The following is a 14,783-nucleotide window of genomic DNA, read 5'->3' on the forward strand; positions in this document are numbered from 1 at the left end:
GGCTACTCGAACTTCACGCTCACGACATTGATGTCGATGGGCTTGACCTCGATACGCCGATTGAGCGTTTGCTTGAGGTCGGGATTGAAGAACTTGCAGTCATAGGTGCCCACGCGGAGCTCCACGGCCTCGAAGGGCGTCTCCCCCAGCCGCCTCCCGCCGCACGTCACCTCCGCCCACGGCTGCACCGCGAAGCGGACCCGGGCCATGCGCCCCTCCGAGCGGGACTCGGTCCGGGCCCCGCGCTCCCGGGTGCTCGGCGCCGGGGACGCGGCGGGCCGGGCTTCCGGCTCCAGCACGAAGCGCTCCACCTGCTCGGGCCCCGCGCCCACCTTGAGGGTGCGGCTGCGTGGCTGGTGCTTCGCCGCCTCCACCCGCACCGCCACGTCCTTCCCGGGCTCCGCCTCCAGCACCACCGGCGCCGGGCCCCGCCGCTGGCCGTCCACGATGACGACGGCGTCGGCAGGCTCCGCCTCCACCCGCAGCCGCACCCGCGGGCTCGCGGCCGGCTCAGCCGCCGTGGACGCCGCGCGAGTCACCGGCGCGGGCGGCGGCATCGCCGTCACGGGCACCAGCCGCAGCAACCCGGGCGACGCCGTGCCCGTGGCGGGAACCTCCACCGTGGTCCGCAGCTCCTGGTAGCCCTCGCGCGTCACCACCACGGGGTAGCTGCCGGCCGCCAGCGGAGGCAACACCAGCGGCGTGCGCTCCACGAGCGTCCGGCCCTCGAGGACCACCGTGGCCCCCGGCGGCAGCGTCTCCAGCCGCACCGTCGCGGGCGGAGTCCGGGGCCAGGCCCACGCCAGCGTGGCAATCACCGCCACGACCACCAGCAGGCCCACGCCCACCAGCCACCCGCTCCGCCGGGGCTCGGCGGGCGCCGCCTGCTGCGCGGCCACCGCTCCCGGACGCACCGGGGCCGGGTGGGGCCGGGCCGGACGCGACATGCCCAGCGACAGCGTGGGTGCGTCCTCCTCGGCCTCGTGCTCCTGCGGCACCGACACCACCACGCGCGAGGGCCGCGCCAGCTCCGGCATCGCCAGCGTGGGCGCGTCCTCCTCCACCTCCACCGGAGGACGTGCATCCAGCCTCATCGGATGGGGCGTCACCCGCGGGGCGGCGCGCACGTCCATCACCGGCGGCGGCGTCACGCCCAGCTTCACGTCCGTCAGCGTCGCCCGTGAAGCGGCGCGTCCGTCCACCGTCGGCGCCTCCTCCTCCACGTGGAACGGCGAGGGCACCGCCCCCATCCCCGCGCGTGAGGGCCGCTCGCCCGTCGTCAGCTCCTGGGTGCGCGAGGGCCGCTCGCCGGCCGCCGGCTCCGCAGTGCGAGAGGGCCGCTCACCCCCCGTCGCATCCAGCGCGCGGCGTGCGCCCGTCTGCCTCGCGGGGGGCCGCTCCGGCTCCGGCTCAGACTCCGGCCGGCCCGCCCTGGCGGGAGCCCTGGGCCGCAGCGCGGCCGTCGCGTCCTCGGTATGCGTCGGCGGACGCAGCGCCGGCTTCAGGCCCGTGCGGCGCGCGGCGGGGTCCGGCCGCGGAGGCATGGGCGGGGCGGGCGACTCGCCGGAGTCCTCCACCACGACCTCTCCCGAGCGGGCCTCTTCCATCAGCCGCTCCGCGTACAGCTGCTTCATGAACGCGGACAGGTGCGCGGCCGAAGACGGCAGCCGGTTCGCGGTGAGCCAGTCCTCCAGCGCCAGCTGGAGGTGCACCGCCTCCTGGTAGCGGTCCGCCGGCTCCTTCGCGAGCGCCTTGAGGACGATGGCGTCCAGGTCCGCGGGCACGCGCGTCGTCACGTGCGAGGGCGGCACCACGCGGCACTCGGACACCGCCGACAGCGTCTGGATGTCCGTGGGACGCTTGAACAGGCGCGTGCCGGTGAGCAGCTCGTACAGGACGACGCCCAGCGCGAAGATGTCCGCGCGGCAGTCCACGCGCTGCCCCGCCGCCTGCTCCGGCGACATGTACGAATACTTCCCCTTCAGCACCCCGGAGCGCGTGACGGTGGCCTGGTCCGCCGCCTTGGCGATGCCGAAGTCCACCACCTTCACCCCACCCTCGAACGTCACCAGGATGTTCTGCGGGGACACGTCCCGGTGGACGATGCCCAGCGGCCGCCCGGTGGTCGGGTCCGTCCGCTTGTGCGCGTAGTCCAGCCCCGCGCACGCCTCGATGAGGATGCGGCACACCAGCGGCACCGGCAGCGGCTGGCCTGACAGCTCCGAGTGCTTCCACAGCCGCCGCACGTCCTCGCCGTGGATGTACTCCATGGCGATGAAGAACGAGTCGTCCTGCGCGCCCAGGTCGAAGATCTGCACCACGTTGGCGTGGTTGAGCCGGGCGGCGATGCGCGCCTCGTCCAGGAACATCTTGACGAAGTCGTCGTTCTCCGCGAGGTGCGGAAGGATGCGCTTGACGACCAGCAGCTTCTCGAAGCCCTCCGGGCCCTGGCGCCGCGCAAGGTAGATCTGCGCCATCCCGCCCGTGGCGAGTCGCTTCAGGAGCTGGTAGCGGCCATAGGTTTCGATGGACACGGCGAGCTGACCGCTCCCCCAGGCTGCCACCACAAGTGGCCAACGGGGTCGGGACGCGGAGAGGACCCCAGGGTAAGCGCACCGGCCAGGGGGGTCAAACGACTGTCCGCGTGAGGCGACCCGACCCGGCAGCTAGCGCCGGGCGGCCCGAACCTCGCGGGTCTCCCGCATCAGCGCTTCCAGCTCGTCCAGGTGGCGCTTCAGCACCGGCATCAGCACCGGGGCGGCATCCACCCGGTCGAACAGGTCGAGCACCCGGTCCACCCTGCGCTCGATTTCCGCCGCCCGCGTCGGGGTGATGCGCCTCAGCAGCATGTCCGCCCCGGCCTCCATCAGCACCCGCGCCACGGCGTCCCGGGAAGCGAGCGGCTCTTCTCTCCGCTGCCCTTCCCCCCGGATGACCCGCAGTCCCCCCGCTCGCACGGGCGAGCGGGCTGCGGTCATCGTCGTTCCTTCGTCATCACGGGAGCTCACCGGGTGCCTCCTCGGCAGCAGCGGGTACGACCTCAGGGTACACACCGGAAGGTCCCCTCCAATTTTCTGGTCATTCGCACAGGCAGGTGCAGACCTGTAGCACCTGGGACTGACATGACCGTCGAGGGGTGGATGGCCCGGCCATCCGGTGCGTTACACCTGCTGCCCGCCTGCCTGCCCTACAGCGAGTCGCACGAGCGGCGATAGGTGATGGCGATGCGCGCGCCCGGCGCCGGCACCACGTCGAACACGACGCTGTTGGTGGCGCCGTCGTAGCGCCAGCCGCCCGTCACCGCCGTGCCGTTCACCGTCACCACCACGCTGCCCGGCTCCGGCACCTCGCTGAGCGGGAAGCGGCTCTGCGCGGAGAAGGCCTTGTCCGCCACCGCGCGCAGCAGCGGCCGGTAGTCGGGGGCGCAGACGCTCACCACCTCGCCTCCCGTGCGCGTCGTCGCCTCCGCGTAGCGCGTGCCCGCGCCGCCCGCCGTGTCGCAGCCCTCCTCCGGAGGCGCAATCGCGTAGAAGGTGGCGCGCTGGGGCTGGTTCTCGCCCTTGAGCTGCTGCGCCCACTGCACGTACGTCTCCACCGCGTCGGGCGAGTGGTCGTCCTCGTCGCTGACGAAGAGCACCACCAGCGCGGCCTCCTCGCGGAGGAAGCCGGCGTTGCCGTCGCGCGGCAGGCTGGTGCGCGGGTCATCCACGTTGTTCACCAGGGGCCGGGACAGCGCGCGGCGCATGGCCTCGAAGCCCTCCTCCACCTCCGCGCACTTGCCCACCTGCACGTTGCGCTGCAGTTGCGCCGCCAGGTCCGGCATGGCGCTCGTGAGGATGCGGTTGAAGGTGTTGTCCGCCGGGAAGAAGCGGCCGGCCTCGCCGCCCAGAGCGCCACCCGGGCAGTTGTCGGCCGGGTTGGGCTGCGGCGCGGTCTGGATGCCGGTGGTGGTGACGGCCACGCGCAGGTTGACGTTCTTCTCCAGCGCGGTGTCCACGAACGTGGGCACCGCCTCCACCAGCCGGGTCTGCTCCACCGCCATGGAGTCCGTGTTGTCCACCACGAAGAGCACGTCCACCTTGCTCACGTCCTGCTGGACGAAGTTGTCCGTCTTCTCCACCCGCTTGGAGGACTCGCCAATCAGCGGCACCAGCAGCGGCGCCGGCAGGTCACTCGAGCTCACGTACAGCGGCGACACGTTGAGGCCCCAGACCTGGGCGAAGTACTCCACGCCCACCGTGAAGCCCTCGTTGGGCTGCAGGGTGAAGGGCAGCGGGTCCGGCACGCGCTGGAGGGCGAACTCGGAGTCCGTGGTGCCCGGGCCAATGGACACGTTGTCCACCGTCACCGGCGCGGCGCACGCGTTGAGGAAGTTCACCTCCATCGGATCGGCGGGGCAGTCGCGGCGCGCCACGCCCCAGTCCAGGTACCGGCGCGACGCCACCAGGCACGCCGCCTGCGAGTTCGCCTTCAGCGGCACCAGGATGACCGGGTTGGCCGGGTCCATCTGCTCCACCTGCAGCTCGCCGAGGAACTGGCCCCCCGCGGGAGGCGACTGGAAGCCCACCAGGAAGCTGAACCAGTCCCCGGGGTACATGATGCCGCCATACAGCTCGCCGCCCGGCAGGCTGAACACGCCGCCGCCGTCGTCACGCAGCCGGATGTTCTTCACCGGGCACAGGTCCGTGCCCCGGTTCTCCAGCTTCACGCCCAGCACCGCGCCCTGCGCCGGCGGCACCGTGCCGAAGTCCAGCGCCAGCGGGGTGACGGAGAGGTTGCACGGCGCGTGCTCCTCGGCCTGGCCGCGGAAGTCCATCTGCACGGTGGCCGCGGAGAAGGCATTGGTGGTCATCACCAGCGAGCCCGTCGCCGCGCCCGTGCGCGTGGGCTCGTAGAAGACGGCGATGTTGACCTCCTGGCCCGGCTGCAGCGTGTGCGGCAGCGCCAGCGGCGTGTGGTTGAATTGCACCGCCCCACCCGGCGCCGGCTGCCACTCCAGCGTGTTGAGGGTGAGCGCGCCCGCGTTGGACGAGCCGCAGTTCTTCACGTTGACGATGACGCGCGTCTTCGAGCCGAGCGGCTGCTTGCCGAAGTCGTACGACAGCGGCGACACGCACAGCTCCGCCGCGCCGCCGTAGCCCCTCATGCCCACCGGCAGCGTCGGGTGGCGGCGGCTCTCCACGAAGTACAGCGCGGTGTCCTGCGCCGGGCCCTGGTGGTCCGGGCTGTAGCGCAGCTGGAAGCCGCGCACCTCACCGGGCTGCAGCACCAGCGGGAAGCCGGGGTTGGCCTGGCTGAACGACGCGTCCTTGCCCTCCAGCGCCAGCCGCGTCACCGTCACCGGCTCGGTGCTGATGTTGCGGATGCGCGACTCGCGGTAGGACTCGCGGTCCACCGGCACCGCGCCGAAGTCCACCACCTCCGGCTCGGCCACCACGGCGCGCTCCAGCGCCTCGGCGGCCACCTGCACCGGCACGTCCGCGCAGCCGCGGCAGGGCGCAATCGCCAGCGCCACCTGCTTCCTGCCCACGCGCACCGGGTTGAACGTCACCGGCACGTCCCGCTTCTCGCCCGGGCCCAGCGTCACCGGCTCCAGCACGAACTCGTCGCGGTCCGCCCCCACCAGCCGCGGCGTCACCTCCACCGGCATCTCCGAGGGGTTCTCCAGGCTGAGCGACAGCGTCTTGCTGGCGTCCGCTTCAATTCGGCCGAAGTCCAGCCGCCGGGGCGACAGCCGCGCCCACGCGTCCACGCCCAGGCCGGACAGCGGAACCTTCAGCAGCGGCTCGATTCGCGTGTCCGACTTCACCACCAGCATGGCCGGCAGCGCCCCCGGCTTGGGCGGCGCGAAGCGCACGCGCAGCGTGCACGCGCTCCCCGGCTGCAGGCTGTGCGGCCCTTCATGGGTGAACTCCGCCTGGTAGGAGCCCTCCGGCCCCTCCACCCAGACCTCGTTCACGTTGATGCGCGCACGGCCCACGTTGCGCAGCGAGATTTCCGCCTCGCGCGCGTCGAAGATGGCCACCTTCTGGAAGTCCACACCCCCGGGGGTGGCCGTCAGCCGTCCATCCGCGAGGGACGAACGGTCCCGGTCCGCGCACCCGGCAAGCAGCACCACCACCGCGAGGGCCACACTGGCCCAGCGCCCCGTCATGGCTCCCACCCCTTCCCCACCACCATCGCCCATGGCCGCCGTTCTCCCCACACCGTGGAGGACGTACGGATCGGTGGCGAAGCTAGGCACCCACACCAGGGCGGGCAACCACCCACGGATGGGAAAACCGGCGCCCTGGCGCGCGCCTGTCGCCTTTCAAATCTTCGGGATGCGCAGCGTCTTGCTGATCATCGCGCTGCCGCTGGCCACATACAGCAGGGCGAGCGGGTGGAGCACCACCGGCCCCAGCTCCCACACCCCGCCGAGCAGGTCCGCGCCGATGCGGTCCTTCCAGGTGGCCACCGCCAGCACCATGACGAGCGCCAGGCTGGTGGGGATGGGCGTCCCCTCGAAGTACTTCACCTTCCCCGTGTCGTCCGCCAGCTCCGCGGAGGTGACGTTGAAGCGCGCCAGCCGGCTGATGCCGCACGCGACGAAGTAGAGGAGCGCCGCCACGTCCAGCCCGCCGCGCAGCCCCACCGCGAAGGCCAGCGCCGCTGGCGCCATGCCGAAGGAGATGACGTCCGCCAGCGAGTCCAGGTCCGCTCCCAGCGGCGACTTCTTGAAGCGCCACCGGGCGATGCGCCCGTCCAGGAAGTCCAGCAGCAGCGCCATGGGCATCAGCCCGAAGGCCAGCCACAGCCAGCCCTTGTCTCCCGACGCCAGGAACTGCATGGCGGAGAGGATGGCCCCGGCTCCCGCGAAGCCGTTGCCGAGCGTCACGAAGTCGGCGAGCACGAACGTGCGGATCATCGAGAAGTGGCGGCGCGGGCGGCGCGCTGCGGGCGGCTCGGTCGTCATATGCGTGCTCTCCTAGCACACACCTTCTTCACTGCCCGTAGCCTCGTGCATGGAAGTCGCGTCTGGTACGTTGGGGAGGGAAATAGTCACCTCCCAGAAAACTTTTGACGCTGCGATTTTCCGCTTCCTACGCTCGGACACTGTCATGCACCCAACCTCTCCCGCGTCCCCATCGCGCGGAGTGCCCGGCCCTCATCGGCGCACCCGCTGGTCGCTGTCCCTCCTCACGAGCCTGAGCCTGCTCGCCGCCGCCGCGTGCGGCGATGACCCGAAGCCCGGCCCCGGCCCTGGCCCCACGCCGCCGCCTCCGCCTCCGGAGCAGCCGAAGTACGAGGCCACCATCCGCCGCACGGCGCACGGCATCCCCCACATCACGGCCAAGGACCTGGGCAGCCTGTCGTACGGCCAGGGCTATGCCTTCGCGAAGGACCACGTCTGCATCCTCGCGGATCAGATTCTGAAGATTCGCGGCCAGCGCGCGGAGTACCTGGGCCAGGGCCCCGGCAGCACCTACGCGGCGAGCGACTTCGCGTACCGGCTGCTGGACCTGCCGGAGCGGGCCCGTGCCGCGTTCGACCAGCAGCCGGAAGATCTCAAGTCGATGCTGGCCGGCTACGTGGCGGGCTTCAACCGCTACGTGTCCGAGACGCCGGCGGCGAGCCTGCCGCAGCCGTGCACCGGCGCCGAGTGGGTGCGCCCCATCACCGCGCAGGAGCTGCTCGCGTTCCACATCAGCGCGGGCCTGACGGCGAGCGCCTACCAGCTCATCCTGGCCATCGGCGCGGCCGAGGCCCCGGGCGTGGGCGCCGGCGGCGTGGGCGTGCCCGCGCCGGGCAGCTTCAAGATCGAGCGCCCTGACGCGAGCCACGTGGGCAGCAACGGCTGGGCCATTGGCAAGCAGCGCTCCGCCGGGGGCCGCGGCATGGTCGTGGCCAACCCGCACTTCCCCTGGGAAGGCGAGCTCAAGCTGTGGGAGAGCCACCTCACCGTCCCGGGCCAGCTCGACGTCTACGGCGTGGGCCTGCTGGGCGTGCCCGCGGTGCTCATCGGCTTCAACGAGAACGTCTCGTGGACGCACACGTTCTCCGCCGGCCAGCGCATGACGCTCTACAAGCTGCCGCTCGTGCCGGGCAAGCCGAAGACGTACAAGTACGGCAACGAAGAGCGGCAGATGACGGAGAAGCAGATCTCCATCCTCGTGAAGCTGCCGGAGGGCTCGCTCACCAGGATCACCCGGACGATGCACATGACCCACTACGGCCCGGTCATCGTGGTCCCCGGGCTGCTCGACTGGACGCCGCAGCAGGCCTACACCTTCCGCGACGCCAACCTGGAGAACACCCAGCTGGTGGCCCAGTTCCTGGGCATGAACCGGGCGAAGAGCCTGGCGGAGTTCAAGGCCGTCTACGAGACGGTGCAGGGCATCCCCTGGGTCAACACCATGGCGGCGGACCGCGAGGGCAACACCTGGTACACGGACTCCTCGCCCACGCCCAACCTGAAGCCGGAGGCCATCGCGGCCTGGCAGACGGCGTCCAACGGCGGCGACCCGTTCGCCACCGGCGCCTGGCGCTCGCTGGGCCTGGTGCTGCTGGACGGCAGCGACCCGCAGAACGAGTGGCAGGACGACCCCGGCCGCGACCGCAGCCCCGGCCTGGTGCCGTTCAGCAAGGTGCCGCAGCTGGACCGCGAGGACTTCGTCTTCAACGCCAACGACAGCTACTGGCTGACCAACCCGGCGAAGCCGCTGACCGGCTACTCGCCCATGCACGGCCTGGAGAACGTCGGCCAGAGCATGCGCACGCGCATGAACGCGCGGCTGCTCACCGAGGTGCGCGAGGACGGCGCGTCCGGCGCGGACGGCAAGTTCACCCGCGCCGAGCTGCAGAACGCCATCCTCGGCAACCGCGCCATGACGGCGGAGCTGCTGCGCGAGGCCGTCGTGCAGCGCTGCCAGGGCCAGCGCTACGGCGTGCTCGCGGATGGCCGGCAGATTGACATCCGCCAGGCGTGCACGGTGCTGGAGGGCTGGACGTCCAACCGCTTCGACACGGACAGCGTCGGCGCCGTGGTGTGGCGTGAGTTCCTCGCCACCGCCCCCATGGCGACCTACGCCACCGGCGGCACGCTCTTCGCGGTGCCCTTCGACCCGAGCGCGCCGCTCGACACGCCCAACACGCTGGCGCCCCCGCCGGCCGCGGGCCAGCCGGACCTGGTGCTGCGCCGCCTGGCGCAGGCGGTGGATCAGCTCGCCCGCGTGGGCATCCCCGTCACGCGGCCGCTCGGCGAGGTGCAGCACACGCCGCGCGTCAACGGGCAGCGCATCCCCATCCACGGTGGCCATGGCATTGACGGCACGGCCAACGTCGTCTCCTTCGGCACCCTCAAGTCCACCAGCGAGCGGGGCGACTTCAGCGCCTTCGTCCCCCCGCAGGACGTCGTCACCCCCCGCACGAACCTGAGCCCGCAGGGCTACGTCATCAACAACGGCAGCAGCTTCATCATGGCGATGGAGTTCACCGAGGAGGGCCCCAAGGCCAACGCGGTGCTCACCTACAGCCAGTCCAGCGACCCGACCTCGTCCTACTTCGCGGACCAGACGCTGATGTTCTCGCGCAAGGAGTGGCGGCCCATCCTCTTCACGGAGGCGGAGATCGCCGCCGCCGTCGTCGAGCAGCAGACGGTCTCCGGCAACTAGGCCGGCGAGCATCCGCCACCCGACATCCCAACCCCGCTGACAGACCGGCCCGCGACACCGGAGCACGCTCCGTGTCGCGGGCTTTGTCGTGCGGAGGATGTCGGCCCCGGAGTCTGATTCCGACACTCCGGCCCACGCGCACCATGCGTGCCCAGAACCGCCAGGGGGCTTCGTTCGTTCTCCTGGCGAGAGGGGCACCGGGAAACTCCGGTCTTTGAAGGAGCAGCGCGACGCCATGGCAACTCCGGTCTACAAGACAGCCACCATCGACAGGGTCTTCTTCCTCCGCTGGGAGGCGCCTCCCAGCCAGGAGGAAATCCACGCCGTCTTCCATCAGATGCAGGGCATCTACGAGGAGCTCAAGCCGCCGCTCGTGCTGGTGGCGAGCCTGTCGCCGAAGTCCTCCGTGCCCAACGCCGAGCAGCGGCGCAACCTGTCCACGCTCCAGTCGGACGCGCGGCCGCTCTTCTCGGAGATCCACGCCATCGTCGAGGGCAATGACCTGCAGTACAACCTGCAGCGGGTCATCATCTCCGGCATCAACCTGGTGACGCGCACCTACGACGAGGCGTACCACCGCGTGCACAAGCACGCGGACATGGTGGCGCCCTACCTCAGCAAGCGGCTGGGCGTGGACGGCGTGAAGATCATCAACGAGGCGAAGACGCGCGGCGTGGTGTGAGCTGCCGCGGACGTCCGGGCCGCACCGAGGCCCGGACGTAGCGGTGGTCGAAGAGGTCCACGTACAGGTACTCCGGCCAGGACACCATGGCGCGCGGGCCGAGCATCACCCCGCGCATCAGCTCGCTCACCATCATCCCCGCGGCCGTGGTGGCGCCGACGACGCACGTGGGCGCGTGGCCGCGGCCCTGGTAGCACGCGTCCATGTACTCCTGGAGCATGTAGCTGCCCAGGTGGGGGATGATGGCCGGCAGGTCGATGCGGCCATCCGGCAGCAGGTAGAGCTGCTCGTACGACGGCGCGTCCGGCTGGAAGACGTGGAGCGCCGCGCCGAAGCCCAGCATCAGCCCCGTCATCACCGGCACGCCGCGCTGGCGGCACGCGCCGTGGAGCGCCTGCTTCTGCCGCGCTCCCGCGATGTCGATGACCTCCACCACGAAGTCCACCGGCGGCAGCCCCGCGCCGCCCGCGAGCAGGCCTTCCGCATTGGTGTCGGTGATGCCCTCGGCCACCCGGCGCAGCCGCAGGTCCGGGTGGATGTCCAGGCACATCCGCCCCACCACCTCCACCTTGGGCTGGCCCAGCGTGCTCTCGAAGCAGCCCGCCTGCCGGTTCATGTTGTGCCGCTCGTACGTGTCGAAGTCCGCCAGCGTGAGGCTCCCGAAGCCCAGCCGCGCCAGGTCCACCGCGCACTGCCCGCCCGCGCCTCCGACTCCCGCCACCAGTACGTGCGTGCGCGACAAGCGCTCCATCGTCTCCTCGTCGAGGACACCGAGGTTGCGCTGGAATCGTGGTTCCACCATGGGGCCTCCCGGGCACGGCCAGGCCTCGGATGTGTGTCCTCCCCCCGCCTCGCGGCGAGGGCAGCAAGGCCCCGTGTGTTCAGCACTCCGCCGCCCACCCTGGTGCTGTCAGGACCCACTCAGAGGTCCCGTCCTCCAGGGATAGAGGGCTCTTGCTGGATCTCCGCGCATGTGTTTATTGGCTGACGTTCGTCGCTCACGCCCGCATGCCGCACCGGTGACGTGCCCGCTTCAGCGCTGAAGCGGTCGCGGAAGTACCGCACCTGCCAGGGCATGTCAGAGGTGCACGCCAGAGTGGCCTTCACGCGTGAAGTCCCCATCTGGAGAGCACTCCAGGAGTTCCAAGGGTTTGGGGGGTGGCTTGGATTCTGCTCGGGGGCGACGCGACAGGGAGTGAGTCATGGGCCGGTGGTTGTCGACTCCTCCGTACCCCTTCTGCTGATTCGAGGTTTGTGTATGCGTTCCTGGTTCATCGTCTGTGTTTCGCTGGCGGGTCTGCTGTGGGGTTGTGGTGGGAGTGAGGAGGCCTCCGCGCAGGAGCCTCGTCAGGTCGTCTCGGCCGAGGCGACGCTCCAGGGTGTGTCGGTCCACGACGCGCCCCGCTTCACCGAGCGGCTGCCGGTGGCAGGCGATGTCGCGCACTACCGGGTGCGGGTCCGCGTGGGCGCGGGCGAGCACGACTTCATCACCCTGCACCGGGTGGTGCGTGAGGACCGGCCGTGGCGGCCCGCGCGCACGCGCCGGGCGGTGTTCATGGTGCACGGCGACGGGTGGGGCTTCGAGGCGGCGTTCCTCTCCAGCGTGGGCTCGGCGAGCGTGCCGGCGGACCAGTCCATTGCCGCCTTCCTGGCGCAGGAGGGCGTGGACGTGTGGGGCATCGACCTGCGGTGGGTGGGCGTGCCCGCGGGCACGCAGGACTTCTCCTTCATGGCGGACTGGGACCTGGGCACGCACGTGCAGGACGTGGGCACGGGCCTGCGCCTGGCGCGGCTGGGGCGGCGGGTCACCGGCAGCGGTGGCGGCGCCATGCACCTGCTGGGCTGGAGCCGGGGCGCGGCGGTGGCGTACGCGTACATGAGCGCGGAGGCGCGGCTGCCGCGCGGGCTGCGCGAGGTGGACGGCTTCATCCCCGTGGACATGGCGGTGCGCTTCTCGCCGGAGCATGAGCAGCAGCGGCTGTGGGCCTGTGGGCGCCACACGGTGCTGAAGGCGGCGCGCGACGCGGGCCGCGTGGAGGGCGGGCTGCTCGGCCCCGCGCCCGGCATCACCCTTCAGGCCATCGGCGCCCTGGCGGCCACGGCGCCCGACGCGCCGTCTCCACTGCTGCCGGAGGACGTGTTCGGCCCGGGCACGGGCAAGCCCACCAACCGGCGCGCGGCCATCGTCTCCGCGGCGGCCACGGGTGCGCTGCTGGCGCCGCTCAAGCCCATCGCCCCGGACTACCACCTGCTGGCGGGTGTGCCGGATGCCACGGGCCTGCCGGGCAGCCTGGCCTTCACCCACGAAGCCCTCCTCTATGAGTACGCGCAGCGGAGCGCGCCGTACCAGAGCCTCAACGAGGTGGTGGAGACGGAGGCCTGGGCGTGCGGCCTGGACACGCCGTACGACGACAACCTGGACGACGTGAAGGTGCCGGTGCTGTACGTGGGCGCCGCGGGCGGCGTGGGCATCTACGGCAAGCACAGCGTCTCGCTGCTGGGCAGCCAGGACACCACCTTCCTCATGGCCCGCACGCTGCCGGAGTCCCTGCGCGTGCTGGACTACGGCCACGCGGACCTGTTCCTCGCGAACGATGCGCGCGAGCGCGTCTGGACGCCGCTGCTCCAGTGGGTGCGCGCCCACTGAAGCGAAAGCTCAGTCCGCCTTCCAGAGCCCGTGGCGCCGGGCGCGCCGGCCCAGCGTCACCGGGTCCATGCCCAGCGCCACGGCCGCGCGGCGCAGCACGCCGCCATGGCGCTCCAGCGCCTCGCGGATGAGGTCCCGCTCCACGCGCTCCAGCCGCGCGCGCAGGGAGCCGTCGCCGGTGTGCTCGTTGCGCAGGGGCATGGAGCTGCTCAGCGCCGGCGGCAGGAGCCGGCGCGTCACCACCTCGCCCGGGCGTGACAGCAGCACCGAGCGCTCCATGACGTTGCGCAGCTCGCGCACGTTGCCGGGCCAGGGGTGGGCGCGCAGCGCGTCCTCCGCGTCCGGGGCGATGCCGCTCGCGGAGCGCTTGAGGGAGCGGTTGAACAGCTCGAGGAAGAAGCGCGCCAGCTCCGGCACGTCCTCGGGCCGCTCGCGCAGCGGGGGGATGTCGATGGTGAAGCTGTTGAGCCGGTAGAAGAGGTCCGCGCGGAAGCGCCCGGCGCGCACCTCCTCGCCCAGGTCCTTGTTGCTGGCCGCCACCACGCGCACGTCCACGTGCCGCACCTGGGTGCCGCCCACCGGCCGCACGTCCCCCGTCTCCAGCACGCGCAGGAGCTTCGCCTGGAGGTTGGGGGTGGTGTTCTCGATTTCGTCCAGGAAGATGGTGCCGCCGTTGGCGAGGACGAAGAGGCCCGGGTGGTCCGCCACCGCGCCGGTGAAGGCGCCCTTCACGTGGCCGAACAGCTCGCTCTCCAGCAGCGTCTCCGACAGCGCGCCGCAGTCCTGCACCACCAGCGACACGTCCCCGCGCCCGCTGAGCCGGTGGAGGATGCGCGCCAGCACCTCCTTGCCGGTGCCCGTCTCGCCCTGCAGCAGCACCGCCACCCGGTGGGGCGCCACCAGCCGCACCATCTCCATCACCCGCTGCATGGCCGCGCTGCGGAAGCCCACCTCGTCGCCGCCCCGCCCGCCCGGCGCCGTCGGCAGCGCCTGGGACAGCGCCCGCTCACGCAGCAGGTTGCGCTCCAGCTCCAGCGCCATGCGCCACTGCTCGGTGCGCACGCCGTGCTCGCGGCCGGCGTCCAGGACGGCCTGGCGCACGGCGTCCGGCGAGGGCAGCGGCCCGAGCGCGCGGAAGATGCGGCCGGTGTTGAACAGGGCCACCAGCCGCTCCGGGGCGGCGGGCGCGCAGTAGATGAGGCGCGAGGCGAGGTCGCTCGGCGGGCCCGCGCCGGACAGGTCCACCTCCGCGCGGCGCGCGGCCAGGGCCTGCACCAGCGCCAGCGCCTGCTCCTCGTCCTGCCCGCACACCAGCAGCGCCGCGGCGTCGCCACGCGCCAGCAGCGGGTGCACCTCGTTGGCGCTGGAGGCGAAGTGCGGCGTGGCCTGGCCCTCCAGCGCGGCGCGCAGCCCGCCAGCCTCCAGCTCGCTGGCGAACGCCACCACCACCTGGATGTGCGTGGTGGCCAGGTAGCGCGCCAGCTTCACGCCGTCGCCGTTCTCGAAGGTGCGGAAGCTGACGCCCAGCGCCGTCACCGCCCCGGCGGCCTCGTGCCGCCAGCGCACGTCGCCGTGCACGCGGATGTGCTCCCCCGAGTCCGGCAGCGAGAAGGACAGCTCCACCTCCTCGCCTTCGCGCGGCCCCTCCGAGGCGCCGCGCGGCGTGGCGATGAGGCCAATGCCCGTCTCGCTGATGTTGACGGCCCAGCACCCATGGAGCGCCGGCTGCGTCACCACCTTCACGTACAACGGCTTGCGCTCGCTTCGAGGGGCGTAGGCGGACACAGGCCGCGTCATGACT

Annotated in this window: 9 protein-coding genes; 3 read left to right on the top strand and 6 right to left on the bottom strand. The window is 71.8% G+C overall.

What is annotated here, in order from left to right:
• Window positions 1–2: 2 nt before the first annotated feature.
• From LXT23_RS35310 to pssA, 4 genes are all read right to left on the bottom strand, one after another.
• Window positions 3–2,534, bottom strand: coding sequence for a serine/threonine-protein kinase (locus tag LXT23_RS35310; protein WP_253984794.1), 2,532 nt, complete (start codon window positions 2,532–2,534; stop codon window positions 3–5).
• A gap of 132 nt (window positions 2,535–2,666) precedes the next feature.
• Complete coding sequence (locus LXT23_RS35315; RefSeq protein ID WP_256561500.1) at window positions 2,667–2,978, bottom strand: hypothetical protein; 312 nt, start codon at window positions 2,976–2,978, stop codon at window positions 2,667–2,669.
• Between the two features lie 209 nt (window positions 2,979–3,187).
• Window positions 3,188–6,154, bottom strand: coding sequence for a choice-of-anchor D domain-containing protein (locus tag LXT23_RS35320; protein WP_253984796.1), 2,967 nt, complete (start codon window positions 6,152–6,154; stop codon window positions 3,188–3,190).
• Window positions 6,155–6,310: 156 nt separating this feature from the next.
• A complete protein-coding gene (gene pssA / locus LXT23_RS35325; protein WP_253984797.1) occupies window positions 6,311–6,955 on the bottom strand; it encodes a CDP-diacylglycerol--serine O-phosphatidyltransferase in 645 nt (214 codons plus the stop codon).
• Between the two features lie 145 nt (window positions 6,956–7,100).
• On the opposite strand from pssA, the gene LXT23_RS35330 reads away from it, so the two are divergent.
• Both LXT23_RS35330 and LXT23_RS35335 read left to right on the top strand, forming a co-directional pair.
• A complete protein-coding gene (locus LXT23_RS35330) occupies window positions 7,101–9,653 on the top strand; it encodes a penicillin acylase family protein (protein WP_253984798.1) in 2,553 nt (850 codons plus the stop codon).
• 235 nt (window positions 9,654–9,888) lie between these two features.
• Window positions 9,889–10,335 carry a DofA protein gene (locus tag LXT23_RS35335; protein WP_253984799.1) on the top strand — a complete coding sequence of 149 codons (447 nt, stop codon included), beginning with the start codon at window positions 9,889–9,891 and terminating at the stop codon, window positions 10,333–10,335.
• On the opposite strand, the gene LXT23_RS35340 is transcribed toward LXT23_RS35335, so the two are convergent.
• Window positions 10,304–11,137 (bottom strand): ThiF family adenylyltransferase, encoded by an 834-nt coding sequence (locus LXT23_RS35340; RefSeq protein WP_253984800.1) that lies wholly within the window; start codon window positions 11,135–11,137, stop codon window positions 10,304–10,306. The two genes, LXT23_RS35335 and LXT23_RS35340, sit on opposite strands and share 32 nt — an antisense overlap.
• 456 nt (window positions 11,138–11,593) lie before the next feature.
• Between LXT23_RS35340 and LXT23_RS35345 the strand changes: the two genes are divergently transcribed.
• Complete coding sequence (locus tag LXT23_RS35345) at window positions 11,594–12,982, top strand: alpha/beta fold hydrolase (RefSeq protein WP_253984801.1); 1,389 nt, start codon at window positions 11,594–11,596, stop codon at window positions 12,980–12,982.
• Window positions 12,983–12,991: 9 nt separating this feature from the next.
• Here the strand turns inward: LXT23_RS35345 and LXT23_RS35350 are convergent, their stop codons facing one another.
• The gene (locus tag LXT23_RS35350; RefSeq protein ID WP_253984802.1) at window positions 12,992–14,779 is read right to left on the bottom strand and encodes a sigma 54-interacting transcriptional regulator; all 1,788 of its coding nucleotides are present in this window, start codon (window positions 14,777–14,779) and stop codon (window positions 12,992–12,994) included.
• Window positions 14,780–14,783: the final 4 nt, after the last annotated feature.

The sequence above is a fragment of the Pyxidicoccus xibeiensis genome (genome assembly GCF_024198175.1).
In the GTDB taxonomy this organism is placed as follows: Bacteria; Myxococcota; Myxococcia; order Myxococcales; family Myxococcaceae; genus Myxococcus; species Myxococcus xibeiensis.

Bases quoted from the DNA above. Each gene is read 5' to 3' on its own strand.
- LXT23_RS35330 (WP_253984798.1), top strand. From the start codon at position 7,101: ATGCACCCAACCTCTCCCGCGTCCCCATCGCGCGGAGTGCCCGGCCCT.
- pssA (WP_253984797.1), bottom strand. From the start codon at position 6,955: ATGACGACCGAGCCGCCCGCAGCGCGCCGCCCGCGCCGCCACTTCTCG.
- LXT23_RS35320 (WP_253984796.1), bottom strand. From the start codon at position 6,154: ATGACGGGGCGCTGGGCCAGTGTGGCCCTCGCGGTGGTGGTGCTGCTT.
- LXT23_RS35345 (WP_253984801.1), top strand. From the start codon at position 11,594: ATGCGTTCCTGGTTCATCGTCTGTGTTTCGCTGGCGGGTCTGCTGTGG.
- LXT23_RS35340 (WP_253984800.1), bottom strand. From the start codon at position 11,137: ATGGTGGAACCACGATTCCAGCGCAACCTCGGTGTCCTCGACGAGGAG.
- LXT23_RS35350 (WP_253984802.1), bottom strand. From the start codon at position 14,779: ATGACGCGGCCTGTGTCCGCCTACGCCCCTCGAAGCGAGCGCAAGCCG.
- LXT23_RS35315 (WP_256561500.1), bottom strand. From the start codon at position 2,978: ATGACCGCAGCCCGCTCGCCCGTGCGAGCGGGGGGACTGCGGGTCATC.
- LXT23_RS35335 (WP_253984799.1), top strand. From the start codon at position 9,889: ATGGCAACTCCGGTCTACAAGACAGCCACCATCGACAGGGTCTTCTTC.